16 protein-coding genes are annotated in these 21479 nt (G+C 40.6%); 7 read left to right on the forward strand and 9 right to left on the reverse strand.

Annotated elements, in window-relative coordinates; genetic code table 11:
• The 5 genes from B2727_RS00150 to B2727_RS20015 all read right to left on the reverse strand — a co-directional run.
• Window positions 1–3138: ESPR-type extended signal peptide-containing protein (locus B2727_RS00150; RefSeq protein ID WP_291345765.1), on the reverse strand; the 3138-nt coding region annotated here is incomplete at its 3' end.
• Window positions 3139–3547: 409 nt separating this feature from the next.
• Window positions 3548–4339, reverse strand: a complete 792-nt coding sequence (gene tpgA, locus B2727_RS00155; protein ID WP_005323053.1) for a trimeric autotransporter adhesin/peptidogylcan-associated protein TpgA — start codon at window positions 4337–4339, stop codon at window positions 3548–3550.
• Window positions 4340–4399: 60 nt separating this feature from the next.
• Window positions 4400–6448, reverse strand: a complete 2049-nt coding sequence (locus B2727_RS20005) for a YadA-like family protein (protein ID WP_374755508.1) — start codon at window positions 6446–6448, stop codon at window positions 4400–4402.
• Entirely contained in the window at window positions 6363–7880 is a 1518-nt protein-coding gene (locus B2727_RS20010; RefSeq protein ID WP_005323051.1) for a hypothetical protein, read from the reverse strand. Before B2727_RS20010 ends, B2727_RS20005 begins: the two co-directional genes overlap by 86 nt.
• Complete coding sequence (locus B2727_RS20015; protein WP_005323050.1) at window positions 7862–9253, reverse strand: ESPR domain-containing protein; 1392 nt, start codon at window positions 9251–9253, stop codon at window positions 7862–7864. The genes B2727_RS20010 and B2727_RS20015 overlap by 19 nt, the downstream gene beginning before the upstream one ends.
• A gap of 485 nt (window positions 9254–9738) precedes the next feature.
• Here B2727_RS20015 and B2727_RS00170 point away from each other — a divergent pair, with 485 nt between their 5' ends.
• The 5 genes from B2727_RS00170 to B2727_RS00190 all read left to right on the forward strand — a co-directional run bounded on the left by B2727_RS00170 (window position 9739) and on the right by B2727_RS00190 (window position 15875).
• Window positions 9739–10326 (forward strand): 5-formyltetrahydrofolate cyclo-ligase, encoded by a 588-nt coding sequence (locus B2727_RS00170; protein WP_005202345.1) that lies wholly within the window; start codon window positions 9739–9741, stop codon window positions 10324–10326.
• A gap of 144 nt (window positions 10327–10470) precedes the next feature.
• A complete protein-coding gene (gene lon, locus B2727_RS00175) occupies window positions 10471–12900 on the forward strand; it encodes an endopeptidase La (protein WP_005202342.1) in 2430 nt (809 codons plus the stop codon).
• 323 nt (window positions 12901–13223) lie between these two features.
• Window positions 13224–13703: a 23S rRNA (pseudouridine(1915)-N(3))-methyltransferase RlmH gene (rlmH, locus tag B2727_RS00180; protein ID WP_004801239.1), complete on the forward strand. Its 480-nt coding sequence runs from the start codon at window positions 13224–13226 to the stop codon at window positions 13701–13703.
• Between the two features lie 100 nt (window positions 13704–13803).
• On the forward strand, window positions 13804–14577 hold the full coding sequence (locus B2727_RS00185) for a DODA-type extradiol aromatic ring-opening family dioxygenase (protein WP_005202340.1): 774 nt from the start codon (window positions 13804–13806) through the stop codon (window positions 14575–14577).
• Between the two features lie 191 nt (window positions 14578–14768).
• On the forward strand, window positions 14769–15875 hold the full coding sequence (locus tag B2727_RS00190; protein WP_005202338.1) for an META and DUF4377 domain-containing protein: 1107 nt from the start codon (window positions 14769–14771) through the stop codon (window positions 15873–15875).
• A 90-nt stretch (window positions 15876–15965) separates the two neighbouring features.
• On the opposite strand, the gene gdhA is transcribed toward B2727_RS00190, so the two are convergent.
• Window positions 15966–17312, reverse strand: coding sequence for an NADP-specific glutamate dehydrogenase (gene gdhA / locus B2727_RS00195; RefSeq protein ID WP_005202337.1), 1347 nt, complete (start codon window positions 17310–17312; stop codon window positions 15966–15968).
• A gap of 357 nt (window positions 17313–17669) precedes the next feature.
• Between gdhA and B2727_RS00200 the strand changes: the two genes are divergently transcribed.
• Together B2727_RS00200 and nth are read left to right on the forward strand one after the other, a co-directional pair.
• Window positions 17670–18485, forward strand: a complete 816-nt coding sequence (locus B2727_RS00200; protein ID WP_225761804.1) for an RnfABCDGE type electron transport complex subunit B — start codon at window positions 17670–17672, stop codon at window positions 18483–18485.
• On the forward strand, window positions 18486–19172 hold the full coding sequence (gene nth / locus B2727_RS00205; protein WP_005202335.1) for an endonuclease III: 687 nt from the start codon (window positions 18486–18488) through the stop codon (window positions 19170–19172).
• On the opposite strand, the gene B2727_RS00210 is transcribed toward nth, so the two are convergent.
• The 3 genes from B2727_RS00210 to B2727_RS00220 form a co-directional block, all read right to left on the reverse strand.
• Window positions 19169–19351, reverse strand: coding sequence for a hypothetical protein (locus B2727_RS00210; protein WP_004801249.1), 183 nt, complete (start codon window positions 19349–19351; stop codon window positions 19169–19171). The two genes, nth and B2727_RS00210, sit on opposite strands and share 4 nt — an antisense overlap.
• A gap of 61 nt (window positions 19352–19412) precedes the next feature.
• Complete coding sequence (gene adk / locus B2727_RS00215) at window positions 19413–20066, reverse strand: adenylate kinase (RefSeq protein WP_004801251.1); 654 nt, start codon at window positions 20064–20066, stop codon at window positions 19413–19415.
• A gap of 83 nt (window positions 20067–20149) precedes the next feature.
• Window positions 20150–21463 (reverse strand): hypothetical protein, encoded by a 1314-nt coding sequence (locus tag B2727_RS00220; protein WP_005202334.1) that lies wholly within the window; start codon window positions 21461–21463, stop codon window positions 20150–20152.
• Between the last annotated feature and the right edge of the window lie 16 nt (window positions 21464–21479).

A 21479-nucleotide genomic window follows, 5' to 3' on the forward strand; every position in this document is an offset into this window, starting at 1 on the left:
TGCACCCGTCGTTGCATCAATGGTCGTGTTGCCGCCAATTGCGGTCTTAACACTATCCGCTACGCCTTGTAACTGACCACCATTCACCGCATCTTTAGAACCAGATGTTATCGCGCCATTCGCAACATTACTGATCTTATTGTTACCCGCATTGATGCCTGTCTTATTTAGACTTGGTGTGTTTGTTGTTTGTGTCACACCATCAGCATCAACAAATTTGACACCATCTTTACTTACATTTAGGCCACCAGCCGCATCTTTAATAACTAAACCACTGTTATCTAATTTACTATTCCCCGTTGAAACAGACGTGAAGTTAGGGTTATCACTGGTTGCAACGGTAATATCCTTACCGCTTTGTGTAATTGCAACATTCTTACCTGCAATAAACTTCACTTCTTGGTCTGGGGAAACCTGCGTTGAAGCATTACCTGATACGGTTCCACCAGTTGTAGCGCCAGTATTGACTTTCCAACCCTTATTCGCATTGTTCGCAACATCGCTTACAGTTTTTAATTGGTCTTCTGTTGCTGCTTGACCAGATGTGGCTGTACCACTCCAAGCCTTATTCGTTAATCCACTCACTGTACCTGTTGTACCATTAATCGTTACAGGGTTCGTTCCGGCACCACTACCGATGGTAATGTTGTTCGCTAGGCCAAGTTGAACACCGCCTGCAACTGTTGTGCTGGTGATGTTACTGTCGCCTTTAACATTAATATCACTGCCCAACGCATAGTTGTTCTTGCCTGTTGTGCCACCAAAGTTGATGCCTTTATCTGCTGTTGTTTTAGCTGCGTCTGCTGTGCTTTTTACACTCGTGATCGCACCATCAATGGTGTTCGAGCTTGTGCCACCAATGTTACTTGTGGTGATTGCACCCGTCGTTGCATCAATGGTCGTGTTGCCGCCAATTGCGGTCTTAACACTGTCTGCTACGCCTTGTAACTGACCACCATTCACCGCATCTTTAGAACCAGATGTTACCGCGCCATTCGCAACATTGCTGATCTTATTGTTACCCGCATTGATGCCTGTCTTACTGATACTTGGACTATTGGTAACAGGTGTTGTTCCATCTGCCTGTACAAAACTCAAACCATTGTTGTTAATAACTGTACCACCAGCATTAACACTATCAAATTTTACAGAGTCTGCTGTTGCAATAGTAATGCTAGTTCCTGTCCGAGAAAGCTTAATATTTTTGCCATCAATAAATTTAACTTCTGCGTCTTTACCTACGACTGCAGCAGTATCCGAATTGGTGTTTAACTTCCATGTCTGATTTTCTAAGCTAGTTGTACGATTATCAATATTCGTAATAGCATCACCAACATTCGTTTTTGTAGTACCACCTACATTATAAGTTGGGGTTGTAACTGCCCCCGTCGTTGAATTATAAGTTGAACCACCACCTAAAGCAGCAGCAGTATCAGCACCTTGCTTATCTGTTATTACTTTGAATTGTTTTAATTGAGCAACTGTTACACCATCAGAGTCTACGGCACCATCTGCCAAATTAGTTAGACGACGTTTAACATTGTTAGTGCCATCACCAACTGAAATTGTTCCTTGTGTTGTTGCCCCTACATTTGTTAAAAATGAAGAGCCTGTTTGTGCGGAAGCAACTGATTTTTGCCCTAATGCAATACTATTATCACCTGTGACTTTTGCCTCTGCTCCAATAGCAACACCTGACGTAACACTACTACCAGCTCCTCGCCCAATAGATACAGCATCCGTTTTTGTTGCAATAGAACCACTACCAATTGCAACAGAACCTTCTCCACTTGCTAACGATGTACTACCTATAGCCAAGGCATTATTTGCTAGTGCAGCTGTTGCAGTACCAATAGCAATCGCACGCTGTCCTAATGTGACTGACCCGCCGTGTCCTAAAGATTGATATAATGCATTCGCTTGTTCTGCTGTTAAAGTTTGTCCGTTGTATGATCCACCAGTAATCGCACCAACTGTACCTGTCGTTGCATTACCAGTTCCAGCAGCCTGATTAATTGTTATTGCAACACCATCCACTGTTCCAGTTAGCGTACCGGCAGTCCCTCCTAGGGTATCTTTTACTGTATTAGAACCATTAAAAACTCGAGAACCGACCGTTTTATTAGTTATTGTACCTTGCCCTAAAGACGTTGCTAATTGAATAGGTGCATTTGTACCGCTTGTAACATTCGTTGCACCATTACCAATAGATAAACTTTGTTGTCCCAATGCGGCACCACGGACACCAACCACTGCTGCACCTTGTTCTGTTGCACCAGAGAAGGCCCCTATAGTCATCCCTTCATCTTTTAACGATTGAGAACCACCACCAAAAGCAATTGCGTCCCGCCCAGATGCTTTCGTTTGCCCAACAGTTTGATATGCTGCCCCAGCTTGGCCAGCAACTACAGAAGCATTATCAATATCAGGTGAACCAATCGCAATACCACGATAACCTGTAGCTGTTGCTGAATGGCCAATAGCAAGAGCACCAGTTCCTGTTGCTGCAGCTACATTACCTATAGCTTGAGCATAATCTGCAGTTGCAGCAGATTGACGACCAATTGATAAAGATGTATTTCCTGTCGATAAAGCCGCGGCACCTATTGCTACTGCAGCAACATTATTTGCAGTTGCGTATGTCCCTATAGCAGTAGCTAATCCCTGATTTGCATTTCCAGCAGAAGCACCTGTACCAATCGCAGTATTACCACCAGATGTAGTATCAAAAGTTACTCTGCTGTTACTAGTACTAGTATTATATGGATTGGATCTATCCGCAATTACAGAGTCCTTTGCTCCAGCAATACTAGAACATCCTATTGCTACTCCATTTGTAGTAGTCGCAGATGCTGTACAAGTATTAATATTAGTGATATTAGCCCCGCTTTTAGTCGGGGTTCCACTAACTTCAGTACCTGCATAAGTCAAAGTAGGTGTAACAACTGTAATTAGTGCTAGTGATAAACTCTTTAAATTTATTGTTTCCGAGTGGCTCTTTTCATTAGACTCCTCTAGATTAGAAACCTCCCCAACCTTGCCATTATTACTACCTTTTACTTTTCCTTTCGCAAGTTCCGAAACCGCTACCCAAGCACCCAATGAGGCGTTCCATACAACCTTATAAACCTTATTCATAATATTTTTCCAAACGCAGATAAAAGTTACAACGTGTTCACTTATGTGTACAAGTCTGTCTATTAAGTTAAAGAAATGTAATTTATTACTATTAAAATAACTTTTTTAAAATGAGATGTAAATCACATTAGTACATGTTGTACATCTATCAATTCACCAATTTAAATTAAAATTTTAATTTTTATTTCTAAAATTAAATATTACAAATCAATAGTTAATTTTTAACTACAAGTAAAAAGTAAATCGCATAATCTTCACATTATGCAAATTTATATACAAAAAAAGTCGATACATGACGTAAATTGACATTCTCCTCCTAAATTTATGTTCAAATTTCGCATTAATATTTGTATCTAAATGTCAAAAATAAAAAAAGCCAGCATACATGCTGGCTTTTTTCTCAGGTATTCTACCAAGTTACATTGACACGTCTATTTGGTGCGAAACAACCAACCAATTGTGCATTTGCTTTATTACCTGCACATTGTTGATATAAATCAGTCTGGCTATTGGCTTGAATTTGGATACGATTTGCATCAATTCCTTGATTAACCAACAGCTTCGCAACAGTGTTGGCACGTTTTGATGACAATTGTTGGTTATAAGCAAATTTACCTAATGGATCTGCAAAACCTGCAACAACAATTAGACCTGTCGAATTGCTTTGTTTAATACGTTCTGCAATTGAAGCGACAGAACTAGAACCTTGTTCAATTGCACCTGCATTAAAACGATCAAATGCAAAGAACACACTTCCTGAACGTGCACCATTTACATTGGCATCATTTGGAACTTGATTATTAGCACCCCAAGCCATTAAGCCTTCACACGCTTCACCTTTCCAAGACAATCTTTCTGAAAGATACTTCTTATCGAAATCGACACGTAATTGGCAACGTAAATAGTCTTGGCTATTCGGCTGACGAATATCTAAAACATAATTCCAAGTTTTTACAAAGAAGACGCCTTCGCTAAATTGAGGATGGCCCAAAATGTGACGAATTTGATCTTTGGTCAGACCTGTGTCTAAACGTGCAACATTATCATATTCATAACGCTGTACTTGTTTTAAATAGCTTTTCTCAACCGCTGGAAACTTAATTTCTTCTTGCTGAGCCACAACTTCTTCTTGTGCAAAAGTAGTGGTTGTTGTTAAACCGACTAAAGTTGCCATCATCAAAATTTGAATATTCTTGTTCATTTCTTTACTCACAATATCTGTTGGATAAGGAGAGTCTAGGACTCTCCTTATTGAAGGCAATTAGTCAATAATTGTACTTACACCAATACGTACTAATGGGCTACCTTGGCTGCCTAAAGCAGCACCCGTTGTCAATGACCAGCGACCATTATCGGCAGTACGACGGAACGTCACACCTACTGCATTTTGATCGTTGTAGTAGGCCGCACCGACTGCCATGGTTAACTTACCTGGTACATAAGGTGCTTGCTCAAGTGCAGCTGTTGCAGCAATACCCGCAGACATTTTGTCTTCCAAATTGTCGATACGTTTGTTGGTGTCATAGAACACTTGTTGTAACTGATCACCAAGGTTGTTGATCTTGTTACCCAACTCTTGATTTGACTGGTTCAAACTTCCAATCGCATCATTAATATTGTTCTTACCTGTACCACCGATATTGTTGGTCGTAATACTGCCATCTTGATTAACAACCGTCTCACCGCCAATACTGTTCTTGATACTGTTCGAGATGTTATGGATCTGGCCACCATTCACGGCTTGGTTAGAACCCGCTTTGATTTCACCGTCCTTAACACCTTGCACCACACGATCACCATCTTTACCGGCCATATTGATACTTGTACCGCCTGTATCTTTACCAACGGTAATTTCACCATTTGGCGTCTGTTGCTGAACTAGACCAGACTTACCATTGTTGATGTTATTGATGTTGTTATTGATGTTCTGAATATCATTTGAGTTTTTATCAACTTGCTTCTGAACATCCCATAACTGACCACCATTTACAGCATCTTTAGAACCTTCTTCAACCTTACCATCAGCAACATTTTTCAGGTTTGTGCCTTTATCACCACCGCCTAAAGTCACAGAGTTTTTATCAACATTGCCATCTTTGTCTTTGTCATACTTCACAGCGTTGTCTGACAAGTCACCGATTTCTTTGCCGATTTGGTCTTTAACATCATTGATTTGCTTATCAAGCTGACCTTTATTTACCGCATCTTTTGCATCAACACCATCAGCGACATTGGTAATTTTCTTACCGCCTGCATCAATACCGTTAATTGTGATACTTGGACCACCCTTAATCGTTAAACCATTGTTATTAATAACGGTGTTGCCAGTGGTGATGCTGTCGAACTTCGCATCTTTCAACAATTCAACTTTGATACCATCTGCTGTGGTACGTGTAATGACGTTTTCACCGCTGGTCTTGTCTTCTGCTGTTGCAGCATCAGCGCCACCAACGATATTTAACTTCTCACCCAACTTACGATGTACATCTGCACCTGCATTACCTGCAAAGTTTAGACCTTTATTGGTCAGATCATTAACACCTGTAGTGACTTTGTCATCAACCGACTTGATTGCGTCATTGATGTTGTCTTTACCAGTTCCACCAATGTTATTGGTCGTGATGCTACCGTCTTTATTAACAGTCGTGTTACCACCGATGCTATTCTTGATGCTGTCAGAGATATTCTGAATCTGACCACCATTCACTGCATCTTTAGAACCATTCGCGATTGAACCATCTGCAACATTGGTAATGACTTTATTACCTGCATTGATGCCATCTTTGGTAATACTTGGACCATCTTTAATGGTTAAACCCTTGTCGTTTAATACCGTATCACCAGTCGTGATGCTGTCTAAATTAAGGTCTTTCTTAGTTGAAACTTCGTAGTTGGTACTACCATCTTTATTGGTTGTCTCTTTAACAACGATGTTGTCGCCTTCAGTCACTGTGGTTTTCGCTTTAGTTGCAGCGTCTTTCACATTGCTGATTGCATCATTGATGTTGTTTTTACCTGTACCACCAATATTGTTGGTTACTATACTGCCATCTGGATTAACCGTTGTGTTACCACCAATGCTGTTCTTGATGCTGTCAGAGATATTCTTGATCTGACCACCATTCACTGCATCTTTTGAACCTTTGGCAATTGAACCATCAGCAACATTGCTAATGACTTTATCGCCTGCATTGATGCCATCTTTGGTGATGCTCGGACCATCTTTAATGGTTACCGTCTTTATTAACAGTCGTGTTACCGCCGATGCTGTTCTTAATGCTGTCAGAAATATTCTGAATCTGACCACCATTCACTGCATCTTTTGAACCTTTGGCAATTGAACCATCAGCAACATTCGTAATGACTTTATCGCCTGCATTGATGCCATCTTTGGTGATGCTCGGACCATCTTTAATGGTTACACCCTTGTCGTTTAATACCGTGTCGCCAGTGGTGATGCTGTCGAATTTCGCATCTTTCAATAATTCAACTTTGATGCCATCTGCTGTGGTACGGGTAATCACGTTTTCACCGCTGGTCTTGTCTTCTGCAGTCGCTGCATCAGCACCACCAACGATATTTAACTTATCACCCAATTTACGATGTACATCTGCACCTGCATTACCTGCAAAGTTCAAGCCTTTGTTTTCCAACTCAGTCTTGGTGTTATCAATCTTGGTGTTCAGTTCTGTTTTGGTGTTATTGATCGTGTTGTTGAGCTCAGTCTTGGTATCTGTAATCTGATTACCCAAGTCTTTCTTTGCATCGTCTAACTTGTTGTTGGTGTCCGTGATTTGGTTACCCAAGTCTTTCTTCGCATCATCCAACTTAGTATTGGTATCAGTAATCTTGCCATCTAAACCATCTTTAACTTTGGTTAACTGGTCAACATTGACTGCATCTTTACCATTCACACCATCTGCAACATTGCTAATGACCTTATTACCTGCATTGATGCCATCTTTAGTGATGCTTGGACCATCTTTAATGATCACACCCTTGTCGTTTAATACCGTGTCGCCAGTGGTGATGCTGTCGAACTTCGCATCTTTCAACAATTCAACTTTGATACCATCTGCTGTAGTACGGGTAATCACGTTTTCACCGCTGGTTTTGTCTTCTGCAGTCGCTGCATCAGCACCACCAACGATATTTAACTTCTCACCCAACTTACGATGTACATCTGCACCTGCATTACCTGCAAAGTTTAGACCTTTATTGGTCAGATCATTAACACCTGTAGTGACTTTGTCATCTACCGACTTGATTGCATCATTGATGTTGTCTTTACCAGTTCCGCCAATATTATTGGTGCTGATGCTACCGTCTTTATTAACAGTCGTGTTACCGCCAATGCTGTTCTTAATGCTGTCAGAAATATTCTGAATCTGACCACCGTTCACTGCATCTTTTGAACCTTTGGCAATTGAACCATCTGCAACATTGCTGATAACTTTATCACCCGCATTGATGCCATCTTTAGTGATGCTCGGACCATCTTTAATGGTTACACCCTTGTCGTTTAATACCGTGTCGCCAGTGGTGATGCTGTCAAATTTCGCATCTTTCAACAATTCAACTTTGATGCCATCTGCTGTGGTACGGGTAATCACGTTTTCACCGCTGGTCTTGTCTTCTGCTGTTGCAGCATCAGCACCACCAACGATATTTAACTTCTCACCCAACTTACGATGTACATCCGCACCAGCATTACCGGCAAAGTTCAGACCTTTGTTTTCCAACTCAGTCTTAGTGTTGTCAATTTTGGTGTTAAATTCAGTTTTGGTGTTATTGATCGTGTTGTTGAGCTCAGTCTTAGTATCTGTGATCTGATTGCTGAGGCACCATCACCCGTTGCTTGTGCAACAGCACCAAATGCAGAAGCACCTTTGCCCGCAGCATTTGACATCACACCAAAAGCAGATGAAGCATCACCTGTCGCCTTAGAGGTCATACCGAAAGCCGAAGCAAATGCTCCTGTTCCTACAGCTTGAACACCAACTGCAGTAGAGCCATGATTTGCTTCAGTTGTTGGGTATTTACCAGCTTGTAACTTTCCGCCTGTGATTTCGGTGTATTTTTGGCTTAATTCAGTATCACGAGCAATTTTATCAACATCATCACCACCAATTGCAACAGATGAGTTACCGCGTGCAATTACATCTGCGCCAATTGCAATGGATTGATCACCGATTGCTTTAGTTTGATCACCAATTGCAATCGACTGATTACTATATCCAGACGCGCTACCCGTCGCACCTTTTGTTGATGCATTACGACCGATCGATACATCACCACTACCAACTGTCTCGCTTGCACTACCTACAGCAATTGCACCAGTACCTACGCCTTTTGCATTTGAGCCAACCGCGACTGCCTCTATGCCATTAGAAGTTGTATTTACACCGACAGCAATTGAGTTACGACCTTTAGCGCCATCATTCTCATAATTGCTACCTTTCGTGCCATTATCATTAATACTAACGTAATGTGTTTTTGCTTCTGCTACGGCACTTTTAAGTTGAGATACATTCACCGCATCATTATCTTTGACACCTTCTGCGATATTTGTAACTCTTAAAAATCTATCGTCTTCCCAAGCACCTTGTTCTTTACCTTGATAGTACTTAGGATCACCTTTTTTATGCCCAAAAGACACTGTAAAGTCTTCTGTTGTACTCGCTTGACCACCAATTGCAACTGAATTATCCCCATAAGCAATTGCATCATTACCAATTGCGATAGCCCCTTTACCATCAAGATTCGGTTGTCTTGACTCAGCTCTTGAGCCACTACCAATCGCAATTGAACCTCTACCTGTTGACTGCACATCATTACCCACTGCAATAGCAAAATCACTATTTGCACAAGATTGGGTATTGCCCCCACCTACAATTACAGAGCCAGAATTATTACATTTATTCGGTGTGCTACTTCCATTCCCCAGTACTGTCCCTGCAAGTGCATTTGAAGAGAAAGTAACAGCCCCAACTAAAACTGCAGCAGATAAATTGAGAACTTTTGATTTGGTTTTTGTTTTGCTTTTTGCGAGTTCTGATGTTGCAACCCATGCGCCAATCGATGCATTCCAAACCACTTTATATACTTTATTCATAAAAATTCTCAGATAATTACTACAGTTATTGATGGTCTAAAAATGCCAATGAGCATTTTTAGTTCGGTGCTAAAAAAAGAGTCGCGGATGCTAATAAAACCAAGGAAATTGGTAAAGTATGAATAAACATTTTTATCTATAAAGTGAGATATATTTCTCATATTCACAAAACAAACAATTGATTAAATATTTGATTAAAATAATAAAAATAATTATTTGTTTCATTTTGTTTTTATTGTGTTTTATTTTATAAAGAACATGAAAAATAGAGTAATTACTCTTTAATGTATTAATAAATAATATTCAATACCTCAAACACCCATTAATTATTGGAATAAATAATTAAAACCATATTTGTTAGAATAAATACAGATTGATATATAAGTTGTTAATTTTACTTAAAAGTATAAAAAGCTTTGATTTTAGAATTCAGACAGTAAATCAGGTATGATTGCCTTTACCTCAAAACAGTTTTTTTAAACCTTATGAGTCAGACATTAAACACATTAAGAAAACAACTCCGTTCAAAAAGAAGACAACTCTCTCATTACGAACAAAAGAAAGCTGAACAACGTGTTTTGGTTCAACTTAGACAATTTACTCGATTTAAATCCGCATCAAAAATTGGACTTTATTTACATGCCTTTGGTGAAGTACATACCGATCAACTGTTAAAGCTTTGTTTTAGGCAAAATAAACAAGTTTATTTGCCCATGATTTGTAATATGAATCAGCATTTAGTTTGGGTAAAAGTGAGCTCGAGACAATATTTAAATAAGAGATTTTCCCATCACCCCCTGGGAATGAAAGAGCCGATGGCAAGTCGTGGCAAACATGTTTCATATTTAGACTTACTCATTATGCCTTTACTGGCTTGTGATCAGTTTGGAACACGTATTGGCATGGGCGGCGGCTATTATGATCGAACCTTGGCATCAGCCAAACATCGTCCTTACCGTCTTGGCCTTGCTCACACATTTCAATATGTTGACACCCCACTATTAAGGCAGAAATGGGACCAACCATTAAATGCCTTACTTTGCCCTAAAAAGTTTTATTATTTCATGCCTTAGCATGCTTTTTTTCTTATTTCCGCAATGAATCTTGAGTAATTTAGTCTTTTTTTTATATTTTCTAATCCTACCCCCTTGTATTTTTTCAAATGCACATCACTATAAAAAACATGGCAACACCGTTGTCACTCATTAGGAGTGCCCATGTCTGAATATATCTTAAACAATGAAACTAGCTTAGAGCCACAGGTTCCAAGTGTATTACCACTATTAGCGTTACGTGATGTTGTGGTGTATCCACACATGCAAATCGCGCTATTCGTGGGTCGTGAAAAATCGATCAATGCAGTGGATGTGGCTCGTAACAGTGACAATTTAGTATTTGTAGTTGCGCAAAAAGATTCGCTCACAGAAGAAATTGATCACGATAATCTCTATCAATATGGAACCGTGGCTAAGATCGTACAAGTAGTCAATCATGAAAATGATGAAAACTGCATTAAAGTACTTATTGAAGGTCTACATCGTTCTAAGTTAGAACGCATTATTGACGGAGAAGAATACTTAACAGCTGAACATCATTTAAGCCCAATGACATTACCTTTGGACGAAGAGACCCAAGAGACTCGCTTAAATGAATTACGTACCCTATTCGCTCAATATGCAGAAGCGAAACTACGTAATGCACGTGAACTCGTTGCAGCAGCAAACAAAATCGAAGACTTATTGCAATTGATGTTCTTCGTTGCAACTCGTGTACCTTTAAATATTGAAGTGAAACAAAAATTTTTAGAGCACGACGAGTTTGAAGATCACTTACAAGAGTTAATGAGCTATTTGATGAATCAATCTGCTGAACAGCAAATTGAGCAAACGCTGCATGACAGTGTAAAACGCCAAATGGAAAAGAACCAACGTGAATACTTTCTAAATGAAAAAATGAAGGTCATTCAACGTGAACTTTCCGATATGAATGGCGGTGCGGAAGATGACGTTGCAGAAATTGAAAAACGTCTTGCGGAAGCAGATTTACCTGAGCACGTACGTAAAAAAGCTGAAGCTGAGTTTCGTAAGCTGAAAGCGATGCAACCTGCTTCAAGCGAAGCTGCTGTTGTTCGCAACTATCTAGAAGTTATTTTAGATACGCCTTGGAATAAAGCCAGCAAGGTCAGTATTAACCTTGCGAAAGCACAGGAAATTCTTGATACAGATCATTACGGCTTAGATGACGTAAAAGATCGTATTGTTGAATACTTGGCAGTTCAGTCTCGTGTTAAAAAACTCAAAGGTCCGATCCTATGTTTGGTTGGTCCTCCAGGTGTTGGTAAGACTTCACTCGGTGAATCAGTTGCAAAAGCAACAGGTCGTGAGTTTGTCCGTATGGCACTCGGTGGTGTACGTGATGAAGCCGAGATTCGTGGTCACCGTCGTACTTATATTGGTGCGATGCCAGGTAAGATCGTGCAGTCATTGACGAAAGTCGGTGTCAAGAACCCATTGTTCTTACTCGATGAAATCGACAAGATGGCACAAGATTACCGTGGTGATCCTGCTTCAGCGTTGCTTGAAGTACTTGATCCATCACAAAACAGCAAGTTCAATGACCATTATTTAGATCTTGACCTTGACCTTTCAGAAGTGATGTTCATCTGTACTGCAAACAGCATGAATATTCCTGAGGCCTTGCTGGATCGTATGGAAGTCATTCGTCTTCCGGGTTATACCGAAGATGAAAAAGTGAATATTGCTGAACGTTACCTTGTTCCAAAAGCGATCAAGAACAATGGTTTACGTGCAAAAGAATTGACTGTTCACGAAGAGGCAATCCGCGACATCGTACAACGTTATACACGTGAAGCGGGTGTTCGTAGTTTAGAGCGTGAAGTGTCTAAAATTGCCCGTAAAGTCGTGAAAGAAGCGGTGAGCAAGAAGTCTAAAAACTTACAGATTGACGTGACTTCAGCCAATCTTCCTGAATACTTAGGTCCACATAAGTTTGACTTCGGTATTGCAGAAGATGAAGCACAAGTGGGTCGTGTTAATGGCTTGGCTTGGACCTCTGTCGGTGGTGAATTACTTACCATTGAAGTTGCAGCAGTCAAAGGTAAAGGTAAATTCATTACTACTGGTTCACTTGGTGATGTAATGAAGGAATCAATTACCGCTGCGATGACTGTAGTACGTACGCGTGCTGATGAATTGGGAATTGAAGCATCACGTTTTGAAGAAACAGATGTGCATGTTCACTTGCCTGAAGGCGCAACGCCAAAAGATGGTCCATCTGCTGGTTTAGCCCTGACCACTGCCCTTGTGTCGGCATTTACAGGTATTCCGATTCGTCCAGATATCGCGATGACAGGTGAAACCAGTTTAGGTGGTCGCGCGATGCGTATTGGTGGCTTAAAAGAGAAACTTCTTGCGGCTCACCGTGGTGGAATCAAACTGGTGTTTATTCCACAAGATAACGTCCGTGATTTGGCTGAAATTCCTGACAATGTCAAAGAAGGATTAGAAATCAAAGCAGTGAAAAGCATTGATGAAATTCTACCTTTAGCACTGACAGATACACCAAAGCCTTTGCCAAAGACACCGATTGTAAAACCAGTCGAAGAAGCAAAAGCAGCACGTCACTAATCAGTAAATGATTGGACATAAAAGAGAGCTTCGGCTCTCTTTTTTTGTTACACAATATGGTTGAAAAATAACCAACATGCGGCATAATAAAATAGAGTCGATAAAAACAAAGGCTAAATTTGACTCATGAACTCATTTTAGCGCCATCCGAACTCCAGACGGATGGCACTTTGATCGCAGCTCATACGCGTTTTGAGCTGCGTTTTTTATGACTATGCTACAACTGCTTTTTGTATTTTTTATGACTAGATAAACCATACTTACCTGCATGTAACAAAGAACAGCGTTTATAATAGGGCTCATTTCCTCAAGCACACACGCCTATGAAAATCCGCATTCTCACCATTGGTCAAAAAATGCCTGCTTGGGTGTTAACTGGATTTGAAGACTATTTCAAACGTATCCAGCCCTTTGTACAAACACAGGTGATTGAGCTTCCAATGGCAAAGCGTGGCAAAAATGACTCTGAGGCAGATATTTTGAAATACTGTCAAATTGAAGGTGAAAGTATTCTAAATGCACTCAAATCCAATGAAACCTTGATTGCTTTAGAAGTAAATGGTCGTGAGCTGAGTACGGAAAAGTTAGCTGATACGATGAAACAATGGATGCTTGAAGGCAATGATATTGCGATTGCAATTGGTGGTCCTGATGGGCATTCCGATGCTGTTCGTAAAGCTGCTGCTTGGCATTGGTCATTGTCAAAACTGACCATGCCGCACCCAATGGTACGTATTCTACTGATTGAGCAACTTTATCGTGCCATGAGTATTAATCATAACCACCCGTACCATCGTGCTTAAAACTGTTCTAATTTTAGAACAACATGTTGAAATTTAAGGGCTATCACTGCAGTACTGAATTTGTCAGGATAATGGTGTATTCCCTTTCAGGTGTTTATTTATGGATCTGCAAACTTTACCCGGATTATTTATTTCTCATGGTTCGCCCATGCTGGCACTTGATCCAGAGCAAGTGGGTCCTGCACTGCATCGTCTGGGCAGTAACTTGCCGAAACCACAGGCCATTGTGGTGATGTCAGCGCACTGGGAAAGCCAAGCCTTAGAAGTCAACACTTCAACACGCCCAGAAACGTGGCATGACTTCCGTGGCTTTCCGCCTGAATTATATGACATTCGTTACCCTGCGGCAGGCGCACCAAAACTGGCAGAAGAAATCCTCTCGCGCTTTGCAACAGCGGGTATTTCTGCACATGCCAATAGTACCCGTCCACGCGATCATGGCGTCTGGATGCCGCTTTTGCACATGTATCCAGATGCAGATATCCCAGTGATTGAGATTTCACTCCCCCTTTATATGAGTGCTGATGACATTTACCATGTTGGAGAAGTACTCTCACCTTTACGAGAGCAACAAATTCTGTTGATCGGTTCAGGTAGTATTACTCACAATCTGGCTGAATTGTCATGGCATGCTGATGCCGATGTACCCGCATGGGCCAGTACTTTCCGTAATACAGTGGTCAGTAAACTCAGTCATCAAGATTACGATGCGGTACTAGATTGGCCATCTTTGCCTTATATTGAGCGTAATCACCCGAGCCTTGAGCACCTTGCGCCACTATTCTTTGCAATGGGTACAGGTCATCGTTTCAATATTGTACATAGCAGCTTCTCGATGGGCTCGTTGGGTATGGATATTTATCGTTTTGATTAAATAACCAACTACATCACATAAAAATAAAATGGGCTTGCTCAAAATAACGGCAAGCCTATAAATCTGCTATATTTTTCCAAAATTTTACAAATAGAAACATTTAACAAACTTAATTGCTAAAAGGATGACATGTTCTCTTTTTAAGAATCCTTTAAGCTTATGTCTGTTATTTATTTATCGTTGTTTTGAATATGAAAATCAAATATTTAGTTCTTGCATTACTTCCGCTTTCTTTAATGGCGTGCCAAACTGTGCAAAATGTAACTGATAATGTAATTTCTCAAATTAATACAACTGCTGCAAAAAACCTAACTGAATATAATTGGACCTACCAAGGTTCTAAAGCATCTAAACCTTTAGTGTTATCTTTTAACGCTGACCAAAAACTTGCAATCCAAACTGGCTGTAACAACCAAGGCGGTACTTGGGCTGTTGAAAACAACAAGATTGTAACGTCCCCGCTTGTATCAACAATGATGGCTTGTGCTGATGATTTAATGCAGCAAGAGCGCTTATCTGCTGACATCTTCAGCGAGAAAAAAGTACCATTTGAAATCAGCACAGTAAATGGTCAAGCAATTTTGACTGTTACTGATGCCAAAGGTCAAAAGCATGTATTTACAGGTGCAAAAGTGGCAAATAGCAACGTATTAACTAACTACACTTGGTCATATCAACCTGCTAATACTAAACGTCCAATCGTATTAAGCTTCTTAGCCAATGATCGCTTATCTGTAGACACAGGTTGCAACCGTTTAAATACATCATGGAAAATTGAAAATGGTTTAATCGCTACAGGTGATGGTGCATCAACCATGATGGCATGTGAACCAGCATTGATGGCGCAAGAAAAATTCGCGGGTGATCTTCTACAAAAACGTCAAATCGCGTTTGAAGTAAATACAGCCAACCCAGAGCAACCAACATTGGTAATCGCGGATGCTAAAGGTCAAAAATATACTTTCGTTGGTAAAATGACCCCAGAAGCAAAATACCAGTCTGAAGGTAAAACAGTTTTCTTAGAAATTTCACCTGAAACTAAATCTTGCACAGGCGTGGCACCACAAACTTGTATGCAAGTTCGTGAAATCAAATATGATGACAAAGGTTTAAAAACTTACGCAGATAAAAACTGGTCATTGTACTACGGTCAAATCGAAGGTTTTGAACACAACCCACAACAACGTGTGATTGTACGTGTTAAACGTTTTGACATTAAAAACCCTGCTGCTGACCAATCAAGCATTGCAGACGTACTCGATATGGTTGTTGAGCAAGAGATTGTGAAAAAACCATAATTTCATTCAGAAATAAAAAAATCCGATGCTTTGTCATCGGATTTTTTATGGGAAGCCCCCTCTTTATTAAAGAGGGATTTCGTACGATTTTTAATAAATACCCTGCGCTAAAATTGCATCAGCAACTTTTACAAAACCTGCAATATTCGCCCCATCAACATAGTTAATTGAGCCATCTTCCTGAGTCCCGTATTTGACACAGTTACGATGGATCTCTTTCATAATCGCATGTAAGCGCTCATCAACCTGTTCAAATGACCAACCCAAGCGATTGGCATTCTGCGACATTTCCAAACCTGAAGTTGCTACCCCACCTGCATTCGATGCTTTACCTGGTGCATACAGGATTTTCGCTGCAATAAATTTTTCAACCGCTTCAAGTGTAGATGGCATATTCGCGCCTTCTGCTACGCAAATCACGCCATTCGACAATAACGTTACTGCATCTTCAGCATTCAGCTCATTTTGTGTTGCACAAGGTAGAGCAATATCGATTGGGATATGCCACGGCGTTTTGCCTTCGAAATATTCAAAACCATGCTTTGATGCAAATTCTGACATCCGACCACGTTGAACATTTTTCAATTCCATCACTTCATCGAGCAAAGCCTTAGTGAAGCCATTCTTTAAATAGACCGTACCATTTGAATCAGACAAAGTCACAACTTTAGCGCCTAAGAACATCGCTTTTTCTGCGGCATATTGCGCCACATTGCCTGAACCTGAAATCGATACGGTTTTATTGGAAAAACTATCGCCACGAGTTTTCAGCATTTCCTCTGCAAAATACACTGTGCCATAGCCTGTTGCTTCAGGGCGAGCCAATGAACCGCCAAATGAAATCCCTTTACCTGTAAATACGCAAGATGTGTCGTTACTTAACTTTTTCATCATGCCTGTCATATAGCCAACTTCTCGACCACCCACCCCAATATCCCCAGCAGGAATATCGGTATTTGAGCCTAGATGACGGTATAGCTCCAGCATCAAAGCTTGGCAGAAGCGCATGATTTCTGCTTCAGATTTACCTTTAGGGTCAAAATCCGAACCGCCTTTACCACCGCCCATTGGCAGAGTAGTTAGCGCATTTTTAAAGGTTTGCTCAAAGCCTAAAAACTTTAAAATGGACAAATTCACAGAAGGATGGAAACGCATTCCCCCTTTGTATGGACCAATTGCAGAGTTGTATTGAACGCGGAAACCACGATTGACATGGGTCTGACCTTGGTCATCCATCCACGATACACGGAATTGAATCGCTCGCTCAGGTTCAACCAGTCTTTCTAGCAAGCCATATTGAGCATATTTCGGATTTTTCTCAATGAATGGCCACAAGCTGGTCATCACTTCTTCGACCGCTTGCAAAAATTCAGGTTGATATGGATCTCTAGCTTTAACATAATCCAGAAAGTCATTTAAGCTATTGTATTTCAACATTCACCCCCGAGCTTGTGATTTATCTTGGTGCTAAAAATGCACCAAAATAGAGTTTCCATCTATTAAATACAGATTACTATTTCATCACAATATTATTTTTAAGCTTAACTATTTTTATTAATTAAAATCATTTACTTATGTTAATAAATATTCATTATTTATATAATAAATGAAGGTCAAAAATGTAGAAAAAGTCACATTCCAACAGGAAAGCAGATTTATCTGAAAACTTAATTGCACTAAAAAACATCAATAAAAGCACTATTTATAAGCACAACCTATTTTCAACGCTACGGATATTTTTCGATTGCTTCGCCGCGATAAATCATTATTTGCTATACTAAGCTCCCTGTTTTTTTGCTTCATCTTCGATACATGTCCCCAACTGCACAACATGCGCTTATTGTCCAAATTGACCAACTGTTACCACAAACACAATGTGGTTTATGCGGGCATCGTGATGGCTGCTTACCTTATGCAAAATCGATTGCAGAGGGTGAGGAAGCCAATAAATGTGTGCCTGGTGGACAACCTGTTGCAGATGCACTGGCAGCCTTGTTAGAACGCCCGCAACTCAAAGCTGAACCCAGCGTTTGGGATATTCAACTGGATGGTCGACCACAACGGATCAAAGCTGTGATTCGTGAAGATGAATGTATTGGCTGTACCAAATGTATTAGTGCCTGCCCTGTCGATGCGATTATTGGTAGTGGAAAATTAATGCACAGTATTTTGACTGACCTGTGTACGGGTTGTGAGTTATGCATTCCACCTTGTCCAGTCGACTGCATTGATCTGGTTGAAGATACCCAACCTTTACCCACCACAACGCAACGTACGGCTGAACAGGATGATTTAAGACATCGTTATTACGCGCATATCCAACGTGAAGAAAAACGTCGCTTGAGCCGTAAAGGGCCAATTGTACGTGCTGAAATTGATGTGGAGTTTTTCGCCCAATTTTCTCAGGCGCTCAATAATGTCCCCGTGATAACCTTGGCGGATAAGCCGAAAGAAAACACCACACTCGATGCGAAAACAACAATCGAACTTGCAAAAGTACGCACCCAGATTAAAAAACTTGAAAAACAACTCAGTGTTCGTGCTGATGAATCAAAGCAAGCCCAATTAATTGCTTTACAACAACGTCTAACTGAGTTGCAGGAGGTCTAAATGTCCGTAAAAAATATGACTAAAAAGCAGATCCAGACCTTTTTTGAACGTTTACGTGAACAGAGACCACATCCTCAGACCGAGCTGAACTATTCCTCTCCTTTTGAGCTACTGATTGCAGTATTGCTGTCTGCTCAAGCAACTGATGTCAGCGTCAACAAAGCCACGGATAAACTCTATCCTGATGCCAATACCGCTCAAGCCATTTTAGACCTCGGAATTGATGGTTTAAAATCATATATCAAGACCATTGGCTTATATAATTCTAAAGCTGAAAACGTGATTAAAACCTGCCGAATTTTGGTGGATCAATATCAAGGTCAAATTCCAGAAACACGTAAAGAATTGGAAGCCCTCCCCGGTGTAGGACGTAAAACGGCGAACGTGGTACTGAATACTGCTTTTGGTCAGCCGACCATGGCCGTTGATACGCACATTTTTCGTGTCGGTAACCGCACTGGTTTAGCTGTTGGAAAAAATGTTTTAGAAGTAGAAGATCGCTTGATTAAAGTAATTCCGAAAGAATTTATTATTGATGCCCATCACTGGCTGATCTTACATGGTCGTTATTGCTGTATCGCACGTAAACCGAAATGTGGTGAATGTATCGTTGCAGATGTCTGTAACTGGCCAGATCGGTTTGAATTTGGTGCAAGCAAACCAATCGCAATAAAAAACCTCAGTTAATCCTGAGGTTTTTTTTGCTGTTGCAGTTTTGGATGTAATTGGCGAGCTTTACCATTTTTTCTATTTTCCAAGGCTTGTTGCTGTTGCACATGACGCAGCATTTTCTGACTTTGGTACAAAAGAAATAACAGTAAAACGATGCTGAAAATGACCACTAAAATCAAAACAACTTTTAGCATGAGCTTCCTCCAAATAAAAAGAGCTCTGTATTCAGAGCTCTTTTAAAATCTGCAACTTAAATTATTTATCTAAGATTGCAAATAAATCAGCTTGAACGTTTTCGATGGCACGTAAACCATCTAGCTTGTCATAAGTTGGTGCATTTTCACCAGAAGCAGCACGACCTTGATAGAAACCAACCAATTGCTCAGTTTCGCTATGGTAAGACCCAAGACGCTTACGAATCGTTTCTTCTTGGTCATCTGGGCGTTGCACTAGGTCTTCACCTGTTTCATCATCTTTACCTTCCACTTTTGGTGGATTGTAAACAATGTGATAAACACGACCCGATGCAGGGTGCTGACGACGACCAGAAAGACGTTGCACGATTTCTTCGTCAGGTACAGCAATCTCAATCACGTGATCAATGCTAATTCCAGCTGTTTCTAATGCTTCAGCTTGTGGAATTGTGCGCGGGAAACCGTCAAAGATACAACCATTTTCACAGTCAGGCTGAGCAATACGTTCTTTAACCAAGCCAATAATCAGTTCATCAGAGACTAAACCGCCTGATTCCATGACGCTTTTCGCTTTTAAGCCAAGTTCAGTACCTTCACGAATTGCAGCACGGAGCATATCACCGGTTGAAATTTGTGGGATATTGTAGCGCTTACAGATCAACTGAGCTTGAGTACCTTTGCCTGCCCCAGGTGGTCCGAGTAAAATAATGCGCATAAAAGAACATCCTCATTTAAAAACAATAAATCTTAAATTGAGCAATATCATACAGACTTATCACTCAACCAACATCAAATTAATTATAAGAAAGCAACAAATAAGTGAATTAAACCAGCAAAGAAACCAGTCACCCCACCGAGTACAATTAAGATCCACTCATCTTCTTGGAACGCAGGACGCAATAAGTTTTGGAACTCTTTCGGTGTTAGTTCACGGATGCGGTCTCTAAACATTTGAAAGATCTTCTGCGCACGACTTGCATTCAAAGCTGGGTCACATACTGGTCCCATGGTAATTTCAATTGAGCGATCAATCAAGTCGGTCTTGAGTCTAGCATATTCTCTTGGCCCTAATGAAAGCTGCAATGAGGTTCTGACCAGTGGAGTTTCCATAATTTCATTGATATGACGCTTGACAATACGACGAGTTTTGTCTTTTCTACTACCATACATCATTTCAGTCATGATGGACTTTAAGGTAATTAAATCTTCAGTCACTACACTGGCAAATACATCGGAAACCTCTTCCTGACGCTTCATAAATGCGCCTTGAACGTTGTAAGTACCAATCTTTAACACAGGCACAATCCAAGGAAATTTGCGGTCTTTGGTCAGACGAAAAATCTGCGGATAACGAATATAGTGTGGTTCAATCGGATTGAAGACCATCCAGATCGCAATCCAGTTGGTTAAAAAGCCCCAGATTGCTGCCCAAAACGGAACCGTCCAGTGCCATGGCACTACAAACCAAACGATCATTTGGAATATACCAAAGAACATCCCTATTAATGCACTGATATGCCAAATAAAATTAATTTCTTTCTGACCCACTTTCAGGAACATGCGTACCATTAAACGGCGGTCACCTTCCATTTGGCTCACCACCATTTCACGCATGTCCACCAGTGACTCAACGTTCATGGTCAGCTCAGTCACAAGTTCCCTAAGTGTCGTGGGTAACTGTTTATGTGCTTGCGCGTAGATACGACGCTTAATCGAATAAGGTAGGTTTTCCCAAAGTACAGCATTACGATCAATCATCACTTCATCAATCAGATGCTCAAGCTCAAACCCTACCTGCTCACCGATGATCATCGCCATATCTTCTGGATCCATTGCTTCTAAAAACTCTCGCAATGAACCCAATTTAGATAGCGTGTTATCAGTGATGATGCCTGAAATACGTCCAGCTTTACGTGGCACAATTCCTTGCCAACCGACAGGTAATGGTCCTAAATGGAAGCCCCAAAAGTTGATTGGGTAAAATACCATTTTCAATGCCATCCATACGTGTGCCCATGTTACAAAGGCGGTCACAGGGATGATACTCAAGACTGCCAGATGGTCAGGTCGATTTAGGAAAATCTGCCACAATTCATTGACGTAATCAAACATGCATGACTCTCTGAAT

Source organism: Acinetobacter sp. UBA991, assembly GCF_002292065.1.
Classification (GTDB): domain Bacteria; phylum Pseudomonadota; class Gammaproteobacteria; order Pseudomonadales; family Moraxellaceae; genus Acinetobacter; species Acinetobacter higginsii.